The organism is Gordonia sp. CPCC 205333, from assembly GCF_048537885.1.
Classification (GTDB): Bacteria; Actinomycetota; Actinomycetes; order Mycobacteriales; family Mycobacteriaceae; genus Gordonia.
The window spans coordinates 1,043,546-1,063,182 of the sequence record NZ_JBCLVI010000001.1; the positions used below are offsets into that span (position 1 = coordinate 1,043,546).

A 19,637-nucleotide genomic window follows, 5' to 3' on the forward strand; every position below is an offset into this window, starting at 1 on the left:
GCCCCGGACACGGCACGCTTGGCGGTCGTGACATCATAGATGCCGGCCGAGACGGCGAATGGTGTAGGAGGGCGCGGCGATCATGCAGGACCCCGACGATCGAACCACCCAGTCGTTACGCCCCCGAATCGTCTCGACCTACTACACCCTGGCGAGTCGTCCCGGCGCGTGGGTAGGCATCTCGCAACTGCGTGCGGCCCTGCCCGACGTCGATCGCGGTGCTCTCGATGCCGAATTGGTTGTCTTTCAACGTCAACCGGGTGTCAGCTTGGTCCCACAAGAGAACCGTCGTCTGTTGTCCGACGATGATCGCGCAGCCGCTGTCCCAGTGGGGGCGCAGCTATGTCATCTGTTGGCCATTGAGGAGGCATGATGGACGACGTCACGCGTAGCGCGCTGGAATCCATCCGGCTCGATTGGGCGGTCACCCCCGACGATGTCTGGGAACCACGTGCGTCACTGCATGTGCCGGGCCTACACGAGGCGGCACTCGCGGAGGTTCTACGTGCATTCGACGACGCGCGGCGCAGTTCCGGGGCAAGCCCACTGGGAGTAGCGATCCGAGGTCCCGCCGGCTCGGGAAAAACGCATCTCCTCGGCCAGCTTCGTGAGCAGGTGCAAGCTGCGGGCGGCTACTTCTTTCTCATCAAACTCCTTGACGGAGAAAACTTCTGGCGGTCGATCCTGGTTGCCTTGCTCGAAGACCTCAGCCGAGGATCGCCGACGCATCGCTCGCAGTCGGTGCAGTTGATCGACCGGCTGGGCCGGGCCGCCGATGTGGCCGACGACGATCTCGCAGCGGTAGTCGGTGAGGCTCCGCTCACACGAAAAGCGTTGGACGCGTTCGTGAATGCCGTCTACCGACGGCACCCCCGCCACCGACGTCGCTCGCAGCATATTCTGCGGGCACTGGTGCTGACCGAATCTGACGACTTCGACCAGCAGGACGTCGGCACGGCGTTGCTGCTGGCGGATGTCGACGACAGCGGCGACTTCGCCGCGTGGGGTATTCAGAACGCCCGGCTGGGCTATCAGGAAATCGTCGAGAATATCTCCCGCATCATCGCGATGGATGATGCGGCGGTTGTCGCCGTCGACCAGATCGACACCCTGATTGCGACCAACCATGCCAACGACGAATCCGACGAGCGCGCGGTCAACCGGGTGGCACATGGTCTGATGACGTTGCGAGAGAGTATGAGTCGCACCATATCGGTGGTGTCATGTGTATCGGCGGCATGGGACTATCTGGAAGCTCACACGCCGCAGTCCGTCATCGACCGGTACCGGATCCCGGCGCGACTACAGCGTCCGTCGTCGGTGGATTTCACACGCGCCCTGTTGGCCAAAAGGTTCGCGCAGTTTTACACCACCGCGGATTTCGTGCCACCGTATCCCACCTGGCCGGTGACCGAGGAGGCACTGGCGACCTCGATCGACTTCACGCCCCGTGATGTGATGCGAACTGTCGACCGCCATGTCAGTAGTGCGTTGCGTACCGGGGAATTCGCCGAATTGATGCGGTTCGAAATCGCCTTGCCGGACACAGCTGCACCAGTGCGGCAATCGAATTGGGATCCATCGCAGATCGATCAACTCGGCAGGCTGGACCGCCGATTCGCCGAGTTGGTGTCAGCCGCTGATCCACGAGACGCCTTTGACCATCTGCTCGAGGATGCAGTGGTGCCGCCGCTGCTCGCCGACGGATTGGCTACGTGGATCGACGCGCGGATCAGCGGCGGCGACATGTACCAGCAGGACGCCAAGCCGGGGCGTAATCCGGCGCTGCACGCTCGACTGCGCCGCACGATCGACCCCCTGACCGACGCCGAACAGTCGTGGGCGTTCCGAGCGATCGGCGCGTCGCATTTCCGTGCGGTGCAGTCCAGGCTCGACAAGGCCGGCATCGCCTCCGGTGTGGACAATTCCATGCGTTCGTTGATTCTGCTGCGACGTGATCCGTGGCCCCGCGGGGCGAAGACGGTCCAGATGTTGCGAGACCTCCGTGATCGCGGTGCCGCGCTGGTGATGTGGACGGCAGACGACGTGAAAGTGTTGATGGCTCTCGCGGCGATGCGCGCCGAACGGTCGGAATTTCTCGCCGAGTGGATTCTCTCCCGTAACCCAGCCCAGCAAGTGGGCTTCCTCGCCGAAATAACCGACGCGGCAACGCAAGTCATCGCGCAAACGCCCGCGGTACGTCCGAGTGCGGCGGTGCGGTCGGGTGGGCGCTCAATCGCCAATCGACTGGCCGACGCCGCGATGACTGGTGGATTGTCGGAGTCGGCCGCCAAGCATCTGTTCGCTTCGGGGCCCGGGCCTATATCGGGATCTGGGTGAGCAGGGGTGTCGACGGCGCTGGTGAACCGCCCCGTGGTTCGAGGGTGACCGCGATCGTCGTCGTACCGTCGACCTGATCTATCAATAGCGGCGGGGCCGAATCGGAATCGACGATTCCGGCGGACACCGGCGCGGCAGCTTTGCCGACGAGCCACAGTTGCAGACTGCGGTCGGGTGGAACCGGGTTGGTGATACCGCGCAGTACCGCGACCGCCTGATTCTGCTTGCGCGATGATACGACGACCAGGGTGCCGCGCTCGTCGGTTAGTTGTCCCCGCGCCAACGTCGCGTCGGGGGCGGACAGAACCGCTGAAACCGCGTCCGCCTGAACCGTTTGTGTCGTCGGTGCCGTCGTTCGTCCGATGAATACCCCCGCGCCGATTGCGGCGGCGACCACGACGGCAGCGGCCGCGACCAGCGCGACGAGTCGCTGTTTGCGGCGCGCGGAGCGCAGTGGAATGACGCTTGCCGGTGCGCTGTCGTCACGTTGCAGCCGAGCCGCATAGTCGGCGAGTACCCGCCCCCGAACTTCGTCGGGGGCAGCGACAGCGAACCGGCTCGCGTAGCCGGCCATCGTCTCCTGGGTCTCGACGATCGCGGTGTTGTACCGGTCGCGCTCCGCGGTCGGCAGATTGGCCAGTTCGTCGTGGGCACGACGATGCTCGTCGATGGGAAGGCCGTCGATCGCGTACAGCTCGACGTGGTCGTCCAGCCAGTTTTGGTCGCTCACCGTTCGTCGCTCCTGACGCAATGGCGCAGTCTGCGTAATCCGTCACGGATGCGCGATTTGATGGTGGGAAGGGGAGTCGCGGTATGCGCAGCCACTTCGGGATAACTCATGCCGCTGAAGTATGACAGTTCGATGCTGTCGCGCTGCAGATCAGTTAATCTCCCCATGCATTCTCGTAGGGTCAACGACTCCTCATTCTGCAACACCAGGTCGAGTGTCGGCGGTTCGGAAACCGGACCGTTGGCGGCGACGTATTGCTCGCCGCGGCGGCGACCCAGTTCTTCGGTGCGAATGCGGTCGACCGAACGTCGATGGGCGATAGTCATCATCCAGCTGATGACCGATCCGCGACCGGTGTCATATTCATGCGCACGTTGCCAATACTGCAGGTATGCCTCTTGCACGACTTCTTCGGCGTGGCCGCGGTCGTGCAATATTCGGAGCGCTAAACCATAGATACGTGAACTGGTGAGATCGTAAAACCGGGCGAACGCTGCGCGGTCGCCGTCCGCGGCGCGGGCCAGCAAAATCGAGAGATCGTAATCCTGGTCCACTGTGCTCATTGACGCTCCTCTGCGAATCTGGCCGCCGAACCTGGTCCGGTCCGAGCGGTCGCTTACCGACCCGTTCGGTAGGGGTACCACGTTCACCACATCTGTAAACCCATCGGTCATCGTTGGGCAGACCGCCGGTACAGAATGAGTGAGACCGGCACGCATATCACCAGGATGGACACACACCAGATCACCGCGTACACCAATGCGTGCTCCGCGGGCCAACCGCTCGCCGCAGGGAAGTCCGGCGGTGCCGCGTTACCAAAGAGGTCCCGGCACGCGGTGGCGACGGCAGTGACCGGGTTCCACTCGGCGATCGCCCGCAGCGGGCCCGGGAGGCTCGCAGCTGAGATGAATGCGCTCGATAAGAATGTCACCGGGAACATCCATAGGAAGCCGACGCTCTGCGCGACTTCGACATTCTTGGCTGCCAGGCCGGTAACCGCTCCGACCCAGGCCATCGCCAGAGCGAAGAACAACAATAGGGCGAAGGCGGCGATGGCATCACCCGAACTGCCGCGGATCCGCCAGCCGATGGCATACCCGCAGGCGACCATGACCGCCAGGCCGATAACGCCGAGCAACATATCCGAACTGACGCGGCCGGTGATCACCGCCAGTCGTGACATGGGCAGCGAGCGAAGGCGATTGACAATTCCGTCAGACATGTCGTTCGCCAGTCCAACGGTGGTGAACGCGGCGTTGAATAGTGCTGTCTGAGTGAAGATTCCGGCCATCAGGAACTCGCGATACTGTCCACCGCCGAGGGTGGCGCCGAAGACATAGGCGAACAGGAAGACGAACATCAACGGCTGTACCGTCGCACTGATCAACAGTGTGGGTATGCGGCGGACCGTGAGCAAATTACGTTCGATCAGAACGGCGGTGTTAGACAACATCGGCGGCCTCCCGGTTGGCGTTCGATCCGGTCAGTGCGAGGAAGACCGCATCGAGCGTCGGTGCGGTGACAACGGCGTCGATACATTCGACGCCGCGGTCTTGCAGTACCTGCACGGCGGCTACCGCGCTGCGTGTGCCCGCGTCTATCGGGACCTCCCAATTGCGGTCGTCGAGTCGTTGGGGCTCACCTGTGCCGACCTGCCCGAGCGCCGCGGCAATCTCGTCGGCGCACGCTGCCGCCGGCACCTCGATTCGCAGTTCGGACCGACCATATCGGGACTTGAGCGACTGTGGGGTGCCTCGCGCCTGCACGACGCCGCCGTCGATGAGAGTTATTTCGTCGGCGAGTTCGTCGGCTTCTTCGAGATATTGGGTGGTCAGCAGCACGGTGGTGCCCGACTGCACCAGTTGATCGATTACCTCCCAGATCTGGCGCCGGCCGCGTGGATCCAATCCGGTTGTCGGCTCGTCGAGTATCACCAGGGATGGCCGGTTGATTACGGCTCCGGCCAGGTCAAGGCGCCGTCGCATGCCGCCCGAATAGGTTCGCATCGGTCGGTCGGCGGCTGCCGTCAGATCTAGTTCATCAATCATCTCGCGAGCACGTGAGCTTGCCTCGCGTCTGGAATGTCCATACAACTGGGCGACCATTCGCAGATTCTCGAAGCCGGTCAGATTGCCGTCGACGGCGGCGTACTGGCCCGATACGCCGATGATGTCGCGTACCCGACCGGGATTCGCACGGGCGTCGATGCCACCAACGGTGATCTGGCCGGCATCGGGCTCGAGGAGCGTGGCCACCATCGCGACGCTGGTGGTTTTGCCCGCGCCATTGGGACCGAGCAATGCGTGCACTGTTCCGACCGGCACATCGAGGTCGAGTTCGCGCACCGCCTGATGCTTGGCTCCGCGACCAAGTAGCCCGGATCGGTATGTCTTGCTCACTCCGCGCATAGTCAGCGCGGCCTCGCGGGGCGACTCAGCCATTCTGTGTTGTCCCATTGGCTTCCTCTCCCGATGCTCGCTGGCGGCTCCGGTCGTCGGCCGAACGTGTCATCGCCGCGACGAGACTCGCCGGGCGCATGTCGCGCCAGTGCTCTTCGACGTAGTCGAGGCAGGCGTCGTGGCCGTCGGGACCGAAGGCGCGAGTCCAGCCATCGGGAACCGGTGCGAAATCGGGCCAGAGTGAGTGCTGCCCTTCGTGATTGACGAGTACCAGGAAAGTTCCGTCGGTATTGTCGAACGGATTGGTCATGTCAGTGTTCCTTTCGGTGGTTGGCGATACGTTTCGGGCGGTCGACCGATGGCGGAGGTGTCGTACCGATCACCCAGGCGAACTGTGTGACGTTCTCCGGCAACAGCATTCGAGCGTGACTGCAGGATGCAGCGACATCGGCGATCCGCCCGGTTATCCGGTCGACCCAGTCCATGCGCGCTCCGCCGGCGTTCACCGTTGTTCCGGTGGCACTCACGAAGACCGCATCACCGACGAAGGTCCGGGGCTGCCAGGTGGCCGCGAGCGGACCGGCCGCGGAGAACACCGAGTGGATCGCAGCAAGATCGTCGGCGGACAGGTCGGCCAACGGTCCGCCGCCCGCTCGTACCGCGTTCAGGGCGCTCGTCAGGTTCGGCTCACCGGTCATCTCGGATGTGTCGAATCCCAGTTCTCCCAACAGTTCCCGGATCGACTCCGGTTGCTGACGATCTGGGTGATCGGCCAGCACGTAGGAATCGAGCAGGATCAGCTTGCCGACAGTGTCGCCGCCGCGCTGTAAACGAACCGCCATTTCCTGCGCGATCAGTCCGCCCAGCGACCATCCGAGCAGGTGATAGGGACCCTGGGGTACCACTTCCCGGATGCGCGCGACGTAGTCGGCGGCGAGTTCACCGATATCACTGGCCGGTGTCGCACCGGTCAGCGCCGGATTCTGCAGCCCGTAGACCGTACGTGCCGGATCGACATGCGGCAGCAGACTGGTGAAACTCCACGACAGCCCGATGGCGGGATGGACGACGATTAATGGCGGATTATCTTGCGAGACAGGCTCTGTGCCGTTGCGCAGGGTTAGCAGCGGAGCCAGCGCGGCTGACGTGGCGGCGCCCTCGCCGTCGAGGGCGGCGGCCAGCTCGGCCGGCGTCGGTGCGGCGAAGACATCGGGTACCGCGACCGTGTCACCTTGCTCGCGGAGGCGAGTCACCACCGTGGTCGCGAGTAGTGAGTCACCGCCGATATCGAAGAAGTTGTCATCGGCCCCGACCGATTCGACGCCTAAGACATCGGCGAAGATGCCGGCCACCCTGGCTTCGGCCGCTGATTCCGCGCGCCGACCGATCGTTACCCGTGGAGCGGGTAATGCCGAGCGGTCCAGTTTGCCCACCGCGTTGATCGGCAGCGCGGTCAATTCGGTGATCGAGGCGGGCACCATATGACGGGGCAAGACGTGGGCTACCGCGCGTCGCAGTGCCGCGGTGTCGATTTCGGCTCCGTCGGCGGTTACATAGCTGTGCAGCACAGTGGAACCCGACGTTGTGTCGGCGACAGTTACCGCCGAACGCACCCGCGGTTGCGAACTCAGCGTGTTATCGATCTCGCTCAATTCCACCCGGAAGCCGCGAACCTGGACCTGGTTATCGGCGCGGCCCGCGTAGTCGAGGGTGCCCTCGGCGCTCCACCGAACCCGATCTCCGGTGCAGTACATTCGCTGGCCGGCGTATTGCTCTCCGAGCACCATCGGCGCTGACACGTATCGGGTGGCCGTCAACTGCGCGCGCCCGTGATAGCCCCGGGTGACCTGATCGCCAAGTAAATAAAGATCGCCGACGACCCCGGCCGGTACCGGATGCAGCCGCCCGTCGAGGACCACCGCTCCGACGCCGTTATGCGGTCCGCCGATGGTGACATCGGCGTCGGGAGCCAGTGGCTCGGACTCAGTGGTGATGATCGTGGTCTCAGTGGGGCCGTACACATTTCGGATGTCGCGACCGACTGCCCAGCGTCGAACCAGTTCTGGGGCGACCGCCTCGCCGCCGACCGCGAGCGAGGTCAGTTCGGGAACGTCGCTCGGTGTCATACTCGCGACCGCGGCCGGGGTGATGAACGCATGTGACACGCGATGACGTCGCAGGAAGTCAGCCAGATCAGCGCCGCCGAAGGTGGTCGTCGGTGCGATGACGAGCGTGGCGGCCCCGGCGGTGGCGAGCAGGAATTCGAGCACCGACGCGTCGAAGCTGGGTGAGGCGAATTGCAGCACCCGCGAATCGGCGGCTGGCCGCATCGTCTCGCCGAGCGCGTCGTGGACCGCAGCCAACCCTCGGTGCGGAACGAGAACTCCCTTGGGCGTGCCAGTTGATCCCGAGGTATAGATGACGTAAGCGAGCTGATCGGCGAGTATCGGCCGGCCCCGGTCAGTATCGGTGATCGGTGTCGTGGATTCTGCTGAAATCTCCTGCGCGACAGCGGGGTCGTCGATGACGAGCCGCGGTGTATCGGTGGGAAGCGCGTTGGCATGCGCACGCGTGGTGACTATCGTGCCCGCGCCGGAGTCATCGATCATGTGGGCGATTCGCTCGGTCGGGTAGGTCGGATCGACGGGCACGTAGGCGCAGCCGGCGCGCACGATCGCCCAGATAGCCACCAGCGCGTCTATCGAACGTGGAATGGCCATCGCGACAACTGTTTCCGGCCGGTCAGCCAGTCCTCGGGTGATCAGCAACCGGGCCAGTCCACTACTGCGGGCGTCGAGCTGGCGGTAGGTGACTTCAGTGGTGGCACCGGTGGAGTCTTCGCCGATCGCCGCGATACCGGCCGGGTTTCGGCGAACGGCATCCTCGAGTAGTTCGGCGAAGGTACGCGGCGTCGCTGCCGGCGGTCCGGAAACCGGGCACAAGGCGGCGACTTCGAGTGGGTCGGTGACCCGGATATCGCCGACCGTGCGCTGCGGGTCGGCGGTCAGCGCCCGCACCACGCGCAGTAGCCGCAGGCCAAATTGCTCGGCGGTATCACGGCGGTAGCGATTGCGTGCGTAGGTCAGTGACAGGGTCGGCCGGCCGGCTTCCGCGCTCATTCCGGTGGCCGTGAACTGCAGGTCGAATTTGGCTGTCGGAGAATCTATTTCGGAGACTTCTCCAACCAGACCGGTGGCGATCGGCAGCCGCTCGCCAGCGATCGAATCAGCATAGTCGTGTACCGACAACGCGACCTGGAACAACGGATGCCGACCAGGCAGCCGCGGCGGATTGACCGCGGCGATCACATCGTCGAACGGTGCGTCGAGGTGATCCCACGCATCCAGATCGGTATCGCGGACCGCGTCGAGGAGATGCTGTGCGGTGTCGGCCGGATCGACGGCGGTGCGTAATGCCACCGTGTTGACGAACATGCCGACAACCCCGCCAAAGTCTCCGTGCGAGCCGGCAGGTGCGGACCGGTTGGCAACCGGCGTACCGACGACGATATCGGTTCCGACGCCGAGTCGATTGAGCAGAATCGTTGTCGCGCAATGGAGAATGGTGAACACCGACGTAGAGTTGCGGCGAGCTGCCTCGACGATTGCGTCGCGGAGGTCGGTGTCGACCGGGATGGTGACACTTCCGCCCCCACTACGATCTCCGACGCCTGGGTCGGCGCTGGGACTCGTCTGCGCTGGCGCTCCGGTCAATCGCTCGGCCCAGTAGCTCAGGTCGTCGCGCTCACTGGCGACGTGGCGCGCGCTGGCGAGCGCATAGTCGGCGAAGTCGAGTCGCGCGGGTTGCCATGTCGCCGAACGTCCATCGACGCGCTGTGTATACGCGGCGATCAGATCGGCGACCAGAATCGGCAACGAGGCGCCATCGGCGGCAATATGATGGATGACCAGGATCAGTGAGTGCGCGGTGCCGATCGACGTCAGGGCGGCACGGATCGGTGCATCGGCGCTCAGGTCGAATGGCTGTTGAGTGAGCGCTTTGATTACCGTCTCGGGATCGTCGGCGGTGGGGCGCAGCGACCCGATCACGGTATCGGCGTCGTCGCCGACGATGCCGACCGGGCCATCATGCGTTTCGGGGTAGACGGTCCGCAACACCGAATGTCGCGTGACGATGTCGACGAGTGCGCCACGCAGGGCGTCGGCGTCGAGTTCGCCGGTCAGATTCAGGCGCAGCGGTATCGCGTAGTCAACCGAATCCGGTGCGCTCCGGTAGAGCGACCACAGACGTTTCTGCATGGGGGCCAGCGGAATTCGGCCCGGCCGCGTCCGGTCGGCCGGTGTGCCCGCATCGTCAGATTCCGCTTCGAGGGCGATAGCGCCTTCGATGTCGAGAAGCTGAGCCAATCGCTCGACGACTGGATTGTCGAAGACGTCGCGAACCCTGATCGGTTCGCCGCGGTGGACCGTATTGATACGGCTCACCACGGTGGTCGCCTGCAGTGAGGTGCCGCCAGCGTCGAAGAAGTCGTCGTCGGCGCCGACCGGACGTCCCAGCGTGTCGCTCAGAATGTCGACGAGCAACCGCTCGGCGGCCGTTCGGGGTTCGCGGGACTCGACCGACTCGGTAACCAGCGGATCGGGTGCGGGCAATGCGGCACGGTCGATCTTGCCATTCACCGTGGTCGGAATCGTCTCCAGGACAGTAACCGTGGACGGAACCATCTGGCGTGGCAAACGCCGCGCCGCGTAGTCGATCAGCGCGCGTTGCGAGAGCGGTTCCCCGTCGCGGACGGTTACATACGATGCCAGGGTGGCCGAGTCGCCCGTGCCGTCGGTCACCGTCACGGCCGTCCGGACACCCGGATAGCTTGCCAGCGCCGAGTCCACTTCATCGAGTTCGATGCGGAATCCGCGCACCTTGACCTGACGATCACTGCGACCGTGGTAGGTGAGGACACCTTCGGTATCCATCGAGGCGATGTCGCCGGTGCGGTACATGCGGGTCCCGATCGTGGCCGACGAAGCGGCTGGTGCGGCGACGAAGCGGCTCGCGGTCAGTCCCCGTCGGCCGTGGTATCCGTCGGCCAAGCCGGGCCCGATCAGGTACAGGTCACCGGGAGTGTGCGGCGGCAGGACGCGAAGCCGGTTGTCGAGGACCAACGCGTGGCTGTCGGCGACCGTGGTGCCGATGGTGATCGGATGGCCGGGCAACAGTTCGGACATGGTGGCCACGATGGTCGACTCGGTCGGCCCGTAGCAGTTGAGGAAACGACGGCCCTCGATGCTCCATCGCTCAACCAAATCAGAGCCGAAGGATTCGCCGCCGACGGCCAGGCATTCCAGGCTTGGCAAGTCGCGCGCGGCAGCCGGCGCCAACGCGGCCGGCGTGACGAATGCATGGGTAACATCTTGTGCGGCAAGGAAATCAATCAGTTCGTCGCCGCCATAGATATTCGACGGAGCGATTACCGTCGTGGCGCCTGAATCGACCGCGAGCAGCAGTTCGAGCATCGCGGCGTCGAAACTCGGCGACGCGAAATGTAGGGCGCGGCTCTCGGCGGCGATACCGTGGCGCACGGTTTGCGACGCTGCGAAGGCAGCGAGGCCGCGGTGGGTCACCGATACGCCCTTGGGTGTCCCGGTGGTTCCGGATGTGTAGATGATGTACGCGCGACCGCCGATATGTCGATGAGTCCTCGTCGAGCCGGTCTGCCCGGCGGACAGGTCCTCGGTTCGTACCCACCAGATAGCGCGCGGCACGGTGTCGAATAACGCGTCGGAGGTGATCCCGAGAACCGCGCCGGAATCAGAAATCATATGTTCGACCCGCTGCGCGGGATACCGCGGATCGATCGGCAGGACCACTGCGCCGGCCTTTGCGACCGCCCATACCGAGATGACCGATTCGATCGACCGGTCCAGTGCGACCGCGACAACGTCGTCGGCGCTGATGCCGAAGGACACGAGCGTGTTGGCCCATCGGTTCGCCATGTCATCCGCGGCGCGGTAGGTGAGCACGGTGGTGCCATCATCGATCGCGTGCGCCTCGGGACGCGTGTTCACCGCGTGTTCGATCAGATCGGCAAGGTGTCGTGGCTGGACCGCAGCGGGCGTGCCGGCTGATGCGACGGTGGGGTCGGTCGGCAGGGCAAGCGAATAGTCGCCGATCTTCCGGGTGGGATCGTTGGCTACCAACTTCGCGAATGCGGTGAATCGGCTGGCCAGATCGGCGATTCGGGCTCGGCTGAAAACTGTTGTGTTATAGGTGAATCGGGCGATGCCGTCTCGAATCCTGATCTCGAGGTCGAAGCGGGCCGCGCCAGTCTCGACTTCCATCGCGGACACCTGCACGCCGTCGAAGGCCGGCATATTCGCCTGAGCGGATGCGAATGGTGTGTCGTCGAACGTCAACGCGATCTGGAACAGCGGGTGCCGACCGGTCCGTGGTGGTTTCACTGCCGCGACGAGTTGCTCGAATGGCATGTCGGAGTGCGACAGAGCGTCGAGGTCGGCGCGTCGGATCTCGGCGAGTAGATCGCCGAAGGTCATATCCGTATGGACCTGAGCACGCAGCGGCACCGAGTTGACGAACATGCCGACCAGGCCGGCGAGTCGGGGATCGGCGCGACCGGCAACCGGCGTCCCGATGACGAGATCGCTTCTGCCCGAACCGATGTGTACCTCAGCGTCGGCATGTACCCGATGCAGTACAGCCGCCAGGATCGCATGCACCGTCATGAACTCGGTTGTGTCGGAGCCGATCTGGGTGCGTAACGCGGCGCGTATCGAGTCATCGAAGTCCACCTCGACCGAATCGGCGGCGACGTCGGGCAGCTGCCGTGGATTGGCGTCGGCCGCCAGGATCGGACTGCTGTCGACGCCCGCGAGTTCGTCACGCCACCAATCGGCGAGTTCGTCGATGCGGCGTGGTGCGTACGATCGGTCGTCGTGGCTACCTTGCTCGTCGCGCTCCTCGTGATATCCCAATGACGCGGCCTGCCAGCGCAGATAGTCCCGGTAGGAGATCGACGGTGCGGCCTGCGCGGGTGTGCGCTGTGCGTGCAGGTCGGCATAGGCCACGGCGATATCGTGTGCCAGGGGGACCAGCGAGGCACCGTCCGCGGCAATGTGGTGGATGACGACCGTCAGCCGATGCACGATGTCGGAGTCTGCTGTGCCGCAATCGATTCGGTGCAGTCGTGCCCGCAGGGGAGTATCGACGGTCAAGTCGAATGGGGTAGCGGCGAGTGCCCGTGAGCGAGCTTCCCAGTCGGACTCATCGACTGTCTCGGGTTGTAGTGATATCTGGACCGCCTCAGCTGGGGCTATCCGCAGCGTCGGTTGCCCGTCGAGCGCGGGATATGTGGTGCGCAGCGGTTCATGCCGCTTGACGACGTGGGTCAGCGCACCGGCCAGTGCGTCGACGTCGAGTTCGCCGCGCAGGTCGAGTGCGAAGGCAATGTTGTAGGCACCCGTGGCGACGTCGTCGGAGCTTGATCCGTCGAGTTGATTGAGGAACCACAACTGCTGCTGGGCAGGCCCCGGCGAGACTTCTGCTACTGGATCGTGGGTCAGTGGCACCAGTGCCGGCCCGTCGGATGTGACGTCGGCGAGTTTCGCGATCGCACAGATACGGGGGTCGTCGAATAGGGTCCGCACGGAAATTCGTGATGCGGCGCGCCGCTCCAGCTCTGCTGCCAACTGTGTTGCCAGCAATGAGTTTCCGCCGAGCTCGAAGAAATCGTGTTCGCGACCGACCGTCGCGACGTCGAGTCCGAGCAGCCCGGCCACTATCTCGGCGACCGCCAACTCGGATTCGGTACGCGGCGGCTCGTGTTCGCCGGTCGGCGCCTGCGGGGTCGGTAATGCGCGCAGGTCAACTTTGCCGATAGGCGTGGTCGGGATCTTGTCGAGGGCAACGACGGTTGCGGGCACCATATGCTTGGGCAGACGGTTCGCCAGGTGGTCACGCAGGGCGGCGGTGTCGTCGACGCCGAGGTCCGTGCCAGCGACATAGGAGACGAGCCGGGCCGAATCTCCTTCTCCGGCAACCACGGTGACGGCTTCGTGGACATTTTCCGCGGTGACCAGTGCGGCGTCGATTTCGCCGAGTTCGATCCGGTAGCCACGCACCTTCGTCTGGTGGTCGGCACGTCCCCGGAACTCCAGGGTGTGATCGGAGCGCCAGCGCACGAGGTCACCGGTGCGGTACATCCGCTCGCCGGGTTCGGCATACGGGTTGGCGACGAATCGCTTGGAGGTCAGTGGACGGACTCCGTGATAGCCACGAGCCAGATGTGTTCCGCACAAATACAATTCACCGGTGGTGCCCGGCGCTACCGGCCGCAGTCGCTCATCGAGGACGAGCGCGGCTACACCGCGGATGGGGCGCCCGATGGTCACGCTGTCGGCAGGCGAGATGTCCTGCGACATTGTGGCGACAACTGTCGCTTCGGTCGGGCCGTACGCGTTGAATAGATGTTTGTCGCCCGACCACAGCCGAACCGACTCGGGATTGGGATGTTCGCCGCCGATCACCAACGTGTCGAGGTCGGGCAGATCGTCGGGAGACATGGTGTGCAGCAGCGACGGCGTGAGGAACGCGTGGGTGACGCGAGCGGTTGCCATCACCTCGGACAGTTCCCGGCCGCCGACGATGCCGGGTGGCACGATATGCATCGAGGCCGCCGCGCTCACGGCCATCAACGCCTCCAGCACCGAGGCGTCAAAACTTGGCGACGCGAGGTGCAGGGTACGACTTCGCGGGGTGAGCCCAAGGCGTGAAACCTGTTCGGCGGCAAAGTCGGCGAGGCCGCGATGGCTGACGATGACACCCTTGGGGACCCCGGTCGTGCCGGAGGTGTAGATGAGATACGCCGGTTGATCGACTTCCACCGGTGTGTGCCGATCGTCGTCGGAGATCGGATTGGCAGGACGCGATTCCCAGTCGCGGCGGGTCGCGGAGTCGTCGAGATCGATGACGGTGACACCGTCAACCGCAGCGGATTCCGGAGTTTGGTTGCCGTGAGCGGTGACCAGTAGTCGTGCTCCCGAATCTTCGAGCATGAACGCGGTCCGCGCCGCCGGATAGCCCGGATCAATCGGAACCCAGGCCGCGCCTGAACGCACTACCGCCCACATCGCAACAACCCACTCGATTCCGCGCGGCAGTGAGAGTGCGACGAAGTCCTCGGGTCCGGCGCCCGCATCGATCAGCAAACGGGCCAATCGATTTGATGCCGCATCGAGTTCTCGGTAGGTGAGACTGCGACCGTCGGCGGTGTCGATGACCGCGGTGTGTTCGGGTTCGGCCGCCACCGCGCCGGTCAGGAGCCGAGAAAGGTGTTCGGCCGGCCGAGGTCCGGTACCGGTGGCCGGCACCAGGTCGAAGCGTTCCGATGGGTCCAACACGCAGGTATCGCCCACGCTGGTGTGCGGGTCGGTGGCAACGCGACGCAAGAGCCGGGTCAGCCGTGACGCCATACCGGTCATCGTCGACCGATTGAAAAGAGCTGTGGCATAACCTATTTCGATAGACAGTTCCGCCTCGCCACGATCGGTGAACGTGAATTCGAGATCAAATTTGCCGGTTTGCGTATCGATCCGGGCAGCAGTCGCGGTTAACCCGGCGAAGTCGAGCTCGACCGGCGGTGTGTTCTCGATAGCTACCGACACGTCGAAATAGGGCTGACCGCTACTGCTCCGGGGCGGGTTGAGTTCGGTGACCAGGCGGTCGAACGGGACATCCGCGTGATCGAATGCCTCGAGGTCGCGGGCGCGCACCACTGAGAGCAGGTCGGAAAACGACGCGTGCTTGTCGACCGGAGTACGTAGTACGAGGGTATTGACGAACATGCCGACGAGGTCGTCGAGATCGCCGTCGCCGCGCCCGGATACCGGTGTACCGACAACAATGTCGTCGGTCCCGGACATGCCCCGCAGCAATGCCGCGACCGCGGCGTGTAGCACCATGAACATCGTCACGCCCTGATCAGCGGCGAGGTCCGCCAGACGGCGCCGGGTAGCGCCGTCGATCGCAGCGCGGACAATCGCACCGCCCCGATCGGTGTGACCTGATGGCAGACGGTCATACGGCAGGTCCGAGTCGACCGGCGCGTCGGCGAGTGTCTGCGACCAGAAATCGATCTGCTGCGCAGCTGTCGACTGTGGATCGTCCAGCCACGCAGCACGATCCGCGCTGATCTGTCGATAGGTCACCGGCAGTTCGGCAGGCTTCGGCGACTGGTCAGCGAGGCGAGCCCGATACGCATCGGCGAAGTCGCGGGCGAACGGGGCCAGCGACCAACCGTCGGCGGCGAGGTGGTGAATGACCACCGCGAGGGTGTGGTCTTGCTCCCCGTGCCGGATCAATCGAGCGCGGATGGGCAGTTCGGCGGCAAGGTCGAAAGCCAATGCGGCATAGTCGCGGACACCTTCGGGGTCGGCATGTGCCGAGCTGATCAGCGGCACGTCGAAGTGGACGTCGTCGACCTCGATGACGTGTTGGAAAGGGCGACCGGATTCGTCCATTACGGTAGTCCGCAGGGGTTCGTGCCGCGCAACCACGTCGGCCAGCGCCGAACGTAGTGCGTCGACATCGAGTGCGCCGATCAGTCGAACGGTGAACGGCATGTTGTAGATCGCCGACGCGGTCGGGTCGAGTTGAGCCGCAAGCCACAGGCGATGCTGAGCTGGGGACAGCGGCACCGGGCCGTCAATCAGGACATGAGCCGACGCGGCTGCCACATGATCGAAGTCGCCGGAAACGCCGAGTTCGTGCACAGCCTCGGCGATGCCGCCGATATCGCCGGCATCGAAGATCGCGCGAAGGCCAAGGCGGGTACCGGTCGCAGCCGACAGCCGTGCGGCGATACGAGTGGCCGATAGCGAATTGCCACCCAGCTCGAAGAGATTGGCGGTCATCGATGCCTCTGGCAGACCGAGAACGGTGCAGACGGTGTCGTGTACAAGTCGTTCGAGCGGCGTTGCCGGGGAACGATATTCAGCCGTCGTGAGGACCGGGGTCGGCAGGGCGCGCCGATCGAGCTTCCCGCTCGAGGTTGTCGGCAGCGATTCGCATATCATCACCACCGTCGGAATCATGTGCTCGGGCAACAGCGCGGCGAGTTCGTTTCGCAGATCCCGTCCGTGCAGTTCATTGCCCGCGACGTAGCCGACTGCGACGGAATGGGCCAGGAGGTCGTCGCGTACCACTACAGCGGCGGTGCGTACGCCGGTCAAGGTCGACATCGCCGCTTCGATTTCGCCGAGCTCCACCCGTTGTCCGCGAATCTTGACCTGAGAGTCGCTGCGGCCCAGGTATTCCAGGGTGCCATCGCGACGTCGGCGGACCAGATCGCCGGTGCGATAGAGACGTTCACCGCTGCCGAAGGGGTCGGCGACAAAGCGGTCGGAGGTCAAGCCAGGGCGGCTCTGATAGCCGCGAGCCAGCTGAATTCCACCGAGATAGAGGTCTCCGATCGCGCCATCGGGTACCGGGGACAATCGGCGGTCGAGTAGCTGGGCTCGGGTATTCCACACAGGCCGCCCGATCGGAATGATGGAATCGGTTGCTGCGCAATCATTGTGGAAGGTGACGTCGATCGCGGCCTCGGTTGGCCCGTAGAGATTGTGCACTGGCGACTGCGTAATCTCCGCAGTCGCGCCGACGGTCTGCGGTGTGAGTGCCTCACCGCTGGTGAAGATCCTGCGAAGAGTCTTCAGTGCGGTCGGGGTGTCCGGATCGGTGCTCAACACGTCGGAGAACGCGGACAGCATGGATGGAACGAAATGTGTTGTCGTCACCCGTTGCTCGGAGATCAGTGTGCGCAGATACCACGGATCGCGATGACCGTCCGGTCGTGCGACGACGAGCGCGGCGCCGGTGATCAACGGCCAGAAGTACTCCCAGACCGAGACGTCGAAGGTTGATGGGGTCTTCTGCAAGACCCGGTCCGACGGTGTAAGGGGATAGGTGTGTTGCATCCAGAGCAGACGGTTGACGATCGCCCGGTGGCTGATGAGTACACCCTTGGGTGCGCCCGTGGAGCCGGAAGTGAATAGCAGATAGGCGCCGTTGTCCGGGAGTGGCGACGTTGATTCGGTGGCCTTCCCGGTCTGGAGCTCGCCGATAGTTGTTGTCGGGAAGTCGATGTGGTGATCGGTGCCGTCGGCGGTGATGATCAGGGCCGGCCGGGCGGTTGCCAGGATGTGATTAAGGCGTTCGTCGGGCTCGGCCGGATCGAGCGGGACGAAGACAGCTCCCGCCTTGATGATCGCGTGCAATGCCACGACCTGTTCGGTGCTGCGCGGAAGCATCACGCCGACAACGGATTCGGCGCCGATACCGCGCTCGGATAGGGCGCCGGCTACCGCAGCGGTGCGGGCGTCGAATTGCTCGTAGCTCAGCGTCTGACCGTGTGGATCGATGACGGCCGGTCGATCGGTGAACCGGACCGCCGCACCGTGGAGTAGGCCACGCAGCGTAGTTGCACCGAGTTCGATAGTCTCGCCTGCCGAGTTCTCGGTAGCCCTCGCGGCCTCGTCGTCGGCGAGCATGCGTAAGTCGGTGGCGCGCAACGTTGTCGCGGATTCGACGAATCGGGTGAGGAAGTCGATCAGGCGACGGTGATGGGTGGCGACCGCAGCACGGTCGTAGACATTCGGATTGGCCTCCAGGTCCAGCCGCATGCCGCCGACCATGCAGTCGTATACGTTGACCGAGGTGTCCTCCACCGGTCCGGTGGACAGGATGTTGAGCGCGCCGTGCAGGGTGCCGAAGTCGATGTGCTCGAAAAACAGCATAACGTTGACCATCGGGCCGAAGAAGCCGCGGCGTCCGTTCGCCGCCCCAAGGACGTCGTGGGTGATGTCTTCGTGGCGGAATCGTTGATGCCGCAACGCACCTTTGATCTCCGCGTTGACCTCGCGAACCAAGTCACCAACCTGAAGTGGGCCGTCGTGGTCGATGCGACTGCGGATCGGGATGACATTGGAGGTCAGGCCGGCCGAGGTGCGCAGGATCTGGGTGTCGCGTACCGCGACCGGGAGGCTCAGCATCGCCTCGTCGGTGTTGTTGTAGCGAGCGAGGTAAAGGGCCACAGCCGCGGTGATTACCGATGCGGGCCGGACGCCGAGGCTCTCGGCCATCTTTCGGACTCCATCAACGACGGCGTCGTCAAGGGGCGCCGAGCAGATGGTCGCGACCGGTGCCGCTGCGTCGCTGTGGGTCGAGAACGAGGTGACCTGCGGATCGTCGGCGAATTGTCGACGCCAGTGGTCGCGGTCGTCGGTGAAGCGCGTCGACGACCGGTACTCGCTATCGATTGTGGCGATCTGTGCCATCCCGGCAATGTCGGCGTCGGGGACCGACTCGTCGGCGGCAAAAGCGGTGTAGCGCTGGGCAACGCGCACCATCATGTACATCGCCGCATATCCGTCGAACGCGAAGTGGTGCCCCCAGCAATACCAAATGCTGTGGCCGTCACCAAGATTCAGCAGGTAGGTCGCCAACATCGGGTCGGTAAACAGGTCGACCGTCTGGGATCGGTGGTCGTTCATCCAGGCCAGCGCGGCCGCGCGAGGATCGTCGGAGCCGGAGAAATCCCTGCGCCCCAAGTGAATATGACGCTCCAGATCGACGATGACCTTGGGTTCGACATCGTCGTCGGACTGGTGGACCAGCCGAAGGAGCGCCGCCTCAGTTTCGATCCCGGTGTCGCGTACCGCGTGGTCGAGTAGGTCGGCGTCGACGTCGCCGTGGAACTCGACGAACGCCGAAACCGACATCGGTACGTCGGGATCGATCTGCTGCGCGTAGTAGATACCTCGTTGCGCAGCGGTGAGTGGCAGTGCGTAAGTGTTCTGGACGGCCTGTTCGATGGTCACGCGATCCTCCTCGTGTTGCCGTAACACAAGTGCTTCGGACGGGGTGGGAGCGCGGATGGGTGTGAATCGAAGAAATTTGAGAAATATCCGGACGTGATGAATATTGCCGTTGACTATCCTGAAATGCACCCCGTTGACCTGGGGAATGTCGAATATGCGTGAGTGTGCGTGCGATATTCCATATTGCGAATCACATAGTGAATGCGCACTATTGCAATTGCAATAGTCAACATCTGTGATTTCCCTAAGGCTATCTGACGATAATCCCAACGTTAATGCAACTAAATAGTCGGGCGGCTTCGACACAGCCACTTGCGA

Annotated in this window: 8 protein-coding genes; 2 read left to right on the plus strand and 6 right to left on the minus strand. The window is 64.1% G+C overall.

What is annotated here, in order from left to right; all coding sequences use genetic code 11:
* Positions 1–82 precede the first annotated feature (82 nt).
* Both AAFP29_RS04810 and AAFP29_RS04815 read left to right on the plus strand, forming a co-directional pair.
* Positions 83–373, plus strand: a complete 291-nt coding sequence (locus tag AAFP29_RS04810; protein ID WP_419216160.1) for a hypothetical protein — start codon at positions 83–85, stop codon at positions 371–373.
* Positions 373–2,340, plus strand: a complete 1,968-nt coding sequence (locus AAFP29_RS04815; RefSeq protein ID WP_419216161.1) for an ATP-binding protein — start codon at positions 373–375, stop codon at positions 2,338–2,340. Before AAFP29_RS04810 ends, AAFP29_RS04815 begins: the two co-directional genes overlap by 1 nt.
* On the opposite strand, the gene AAFP29_RS04820 is transcribed toward AAFP29_RS04815, so the two are convergent.
* From AAFP29_RS04820 to AAFP29_RS04845, 6 genes are all read right to left on the minus strand, one after another.
* Positions 2,321–3,070, minus strand: a complete 750-nt coding sequence (locus tag AAFP29_RS04820) for an anti-sigma factor domain-containing protein (RefSeq protein WP_419216162.1) — start codon at positions 3,068–3,070, stop codon at positions 2,321–2,323. The two genes, AAFP29_RS04815 and AAFP29_RS04820, sit on opposite strands and share 20 nt — an antisense overlap.
* The gene (locus tag AAFP29_RS04825) at positions 3,067–3,633 is read right to left on the minus strand and encodes a sigma-70 family RNA polymerase sigma factor (RefSeq protein WP_419216163.1); all 567 of its coding nucleotides are present in this window, start codon (positions 3,631–3,633) and stop codon (positions 3,067–3,069) included. The genes AAFP29_RS04820 and AAFP29_RS04825 overlap by 4 nt, the downstream gene beginning before the upstream one ends.
* 107 nt (positions 3,634–3,740) lie before the next feature.
* On the minus strand, positions 3,741–4,523 hold the full coding sequence (locus tag AAFP29_RS04830) for an ABC transporter permease (protein WP_419216164.1): 783 nt from the start codon (positions 4,521–4,523) through the stop codon (positions 3,741–3,743).
* Positions 4,513–5,526 carry an ABC transporter ATP-binding protein gene (locus AAFP29_RS04835; protein WP_419216165.1) on the minus strand — a complete coding sequence of 338 codons (1,014 nt, stop codon included), beginning with the start codon at positions 5,524–5,526 and terminating at the stop codon, positions 4,513–4,515. The genes AAFP29_RS04830 and AAFP29_RS04835 overlap by 11 nt, the downstream gene beginning before the upstream one ends.
* Positions 5,504–5,779: an MbtH family protein gene (locus AAFP29_RS04840; protein WP_419216166.1), complete on the minus strand. Its 276-nt coding sequence runs from the start codon at positions 5,777–5,779 to the stop codon at positions 5,504–5,506. Before AAFP29_RS04840 ends, AAFP29_RS04835 begins: the two co-directional genes overlap by 23 nt.
* 1 nt (position 5,780) lies before the next feature.
* Positions 5,781–19,319 carry an amino acid adenylation domain-containing protein gene (locus AAFP29_RS04845; protein ID WP_419216167.1) on the minus strand — a complete coding sequence of 4,513 codons (13,539 nt, stop codon included), beginning with the start codon at positions 19,317–19,319 and terminating at the stop codon, positions 5,781–5,783.
* Positions 19,320–19,637: the final 318 nt, after the last annotated feature.

What these genes read in the sequence shown, in the direction of transcription:
- AAFP29_RS04810 (WP_419216160.1), top strand. Translation starts at nt 83, where the DNA reads ATGCAGGACCCCGACGATCGAACCACCCAGTCGTTACGCCCCCGAATC.
- AAFP29_RS04815 (WP_419216161.1), top strand. Translation starts at nt 373, where the DNA reads ATGGACGACGTCACGCGTAGCGCGCTGGAATCCATCCGGCTCGATTGG.
- AAFP29_RS04825 (WP_419216163.1), bottom strand. Translation starts at nt 3,633, where the DNA reads ATGAGCACAGTGGACCAGGATTACGATCTCTCGATTTTGCTGGCCCGC.
- AAFP29_RS04830 (WP_419216164.1), bottom strand. Translation starts at nt 4,523, where the DNA reads ATGTTGTCTAACACCGCCGTTCTGATCGAACGTAATTTGCTCACGGTC.
- AAFP29_RS04835 (WP_419216165.1), bottom strand. Translation starts at nt 5,526, where the DNA reads ATGGGACAACACAGAATGGCTGAGTCGCCCCGCGAGGCCGCGCTGACT.
- AAFP29_RS04840 (WP_419216166.1), bottom strand. Translation starts at nt 5,779, where the DNA reads ATGACCAATCCGTTCGACAATACCGACGGAACTTTCCTGGTACTCGTC.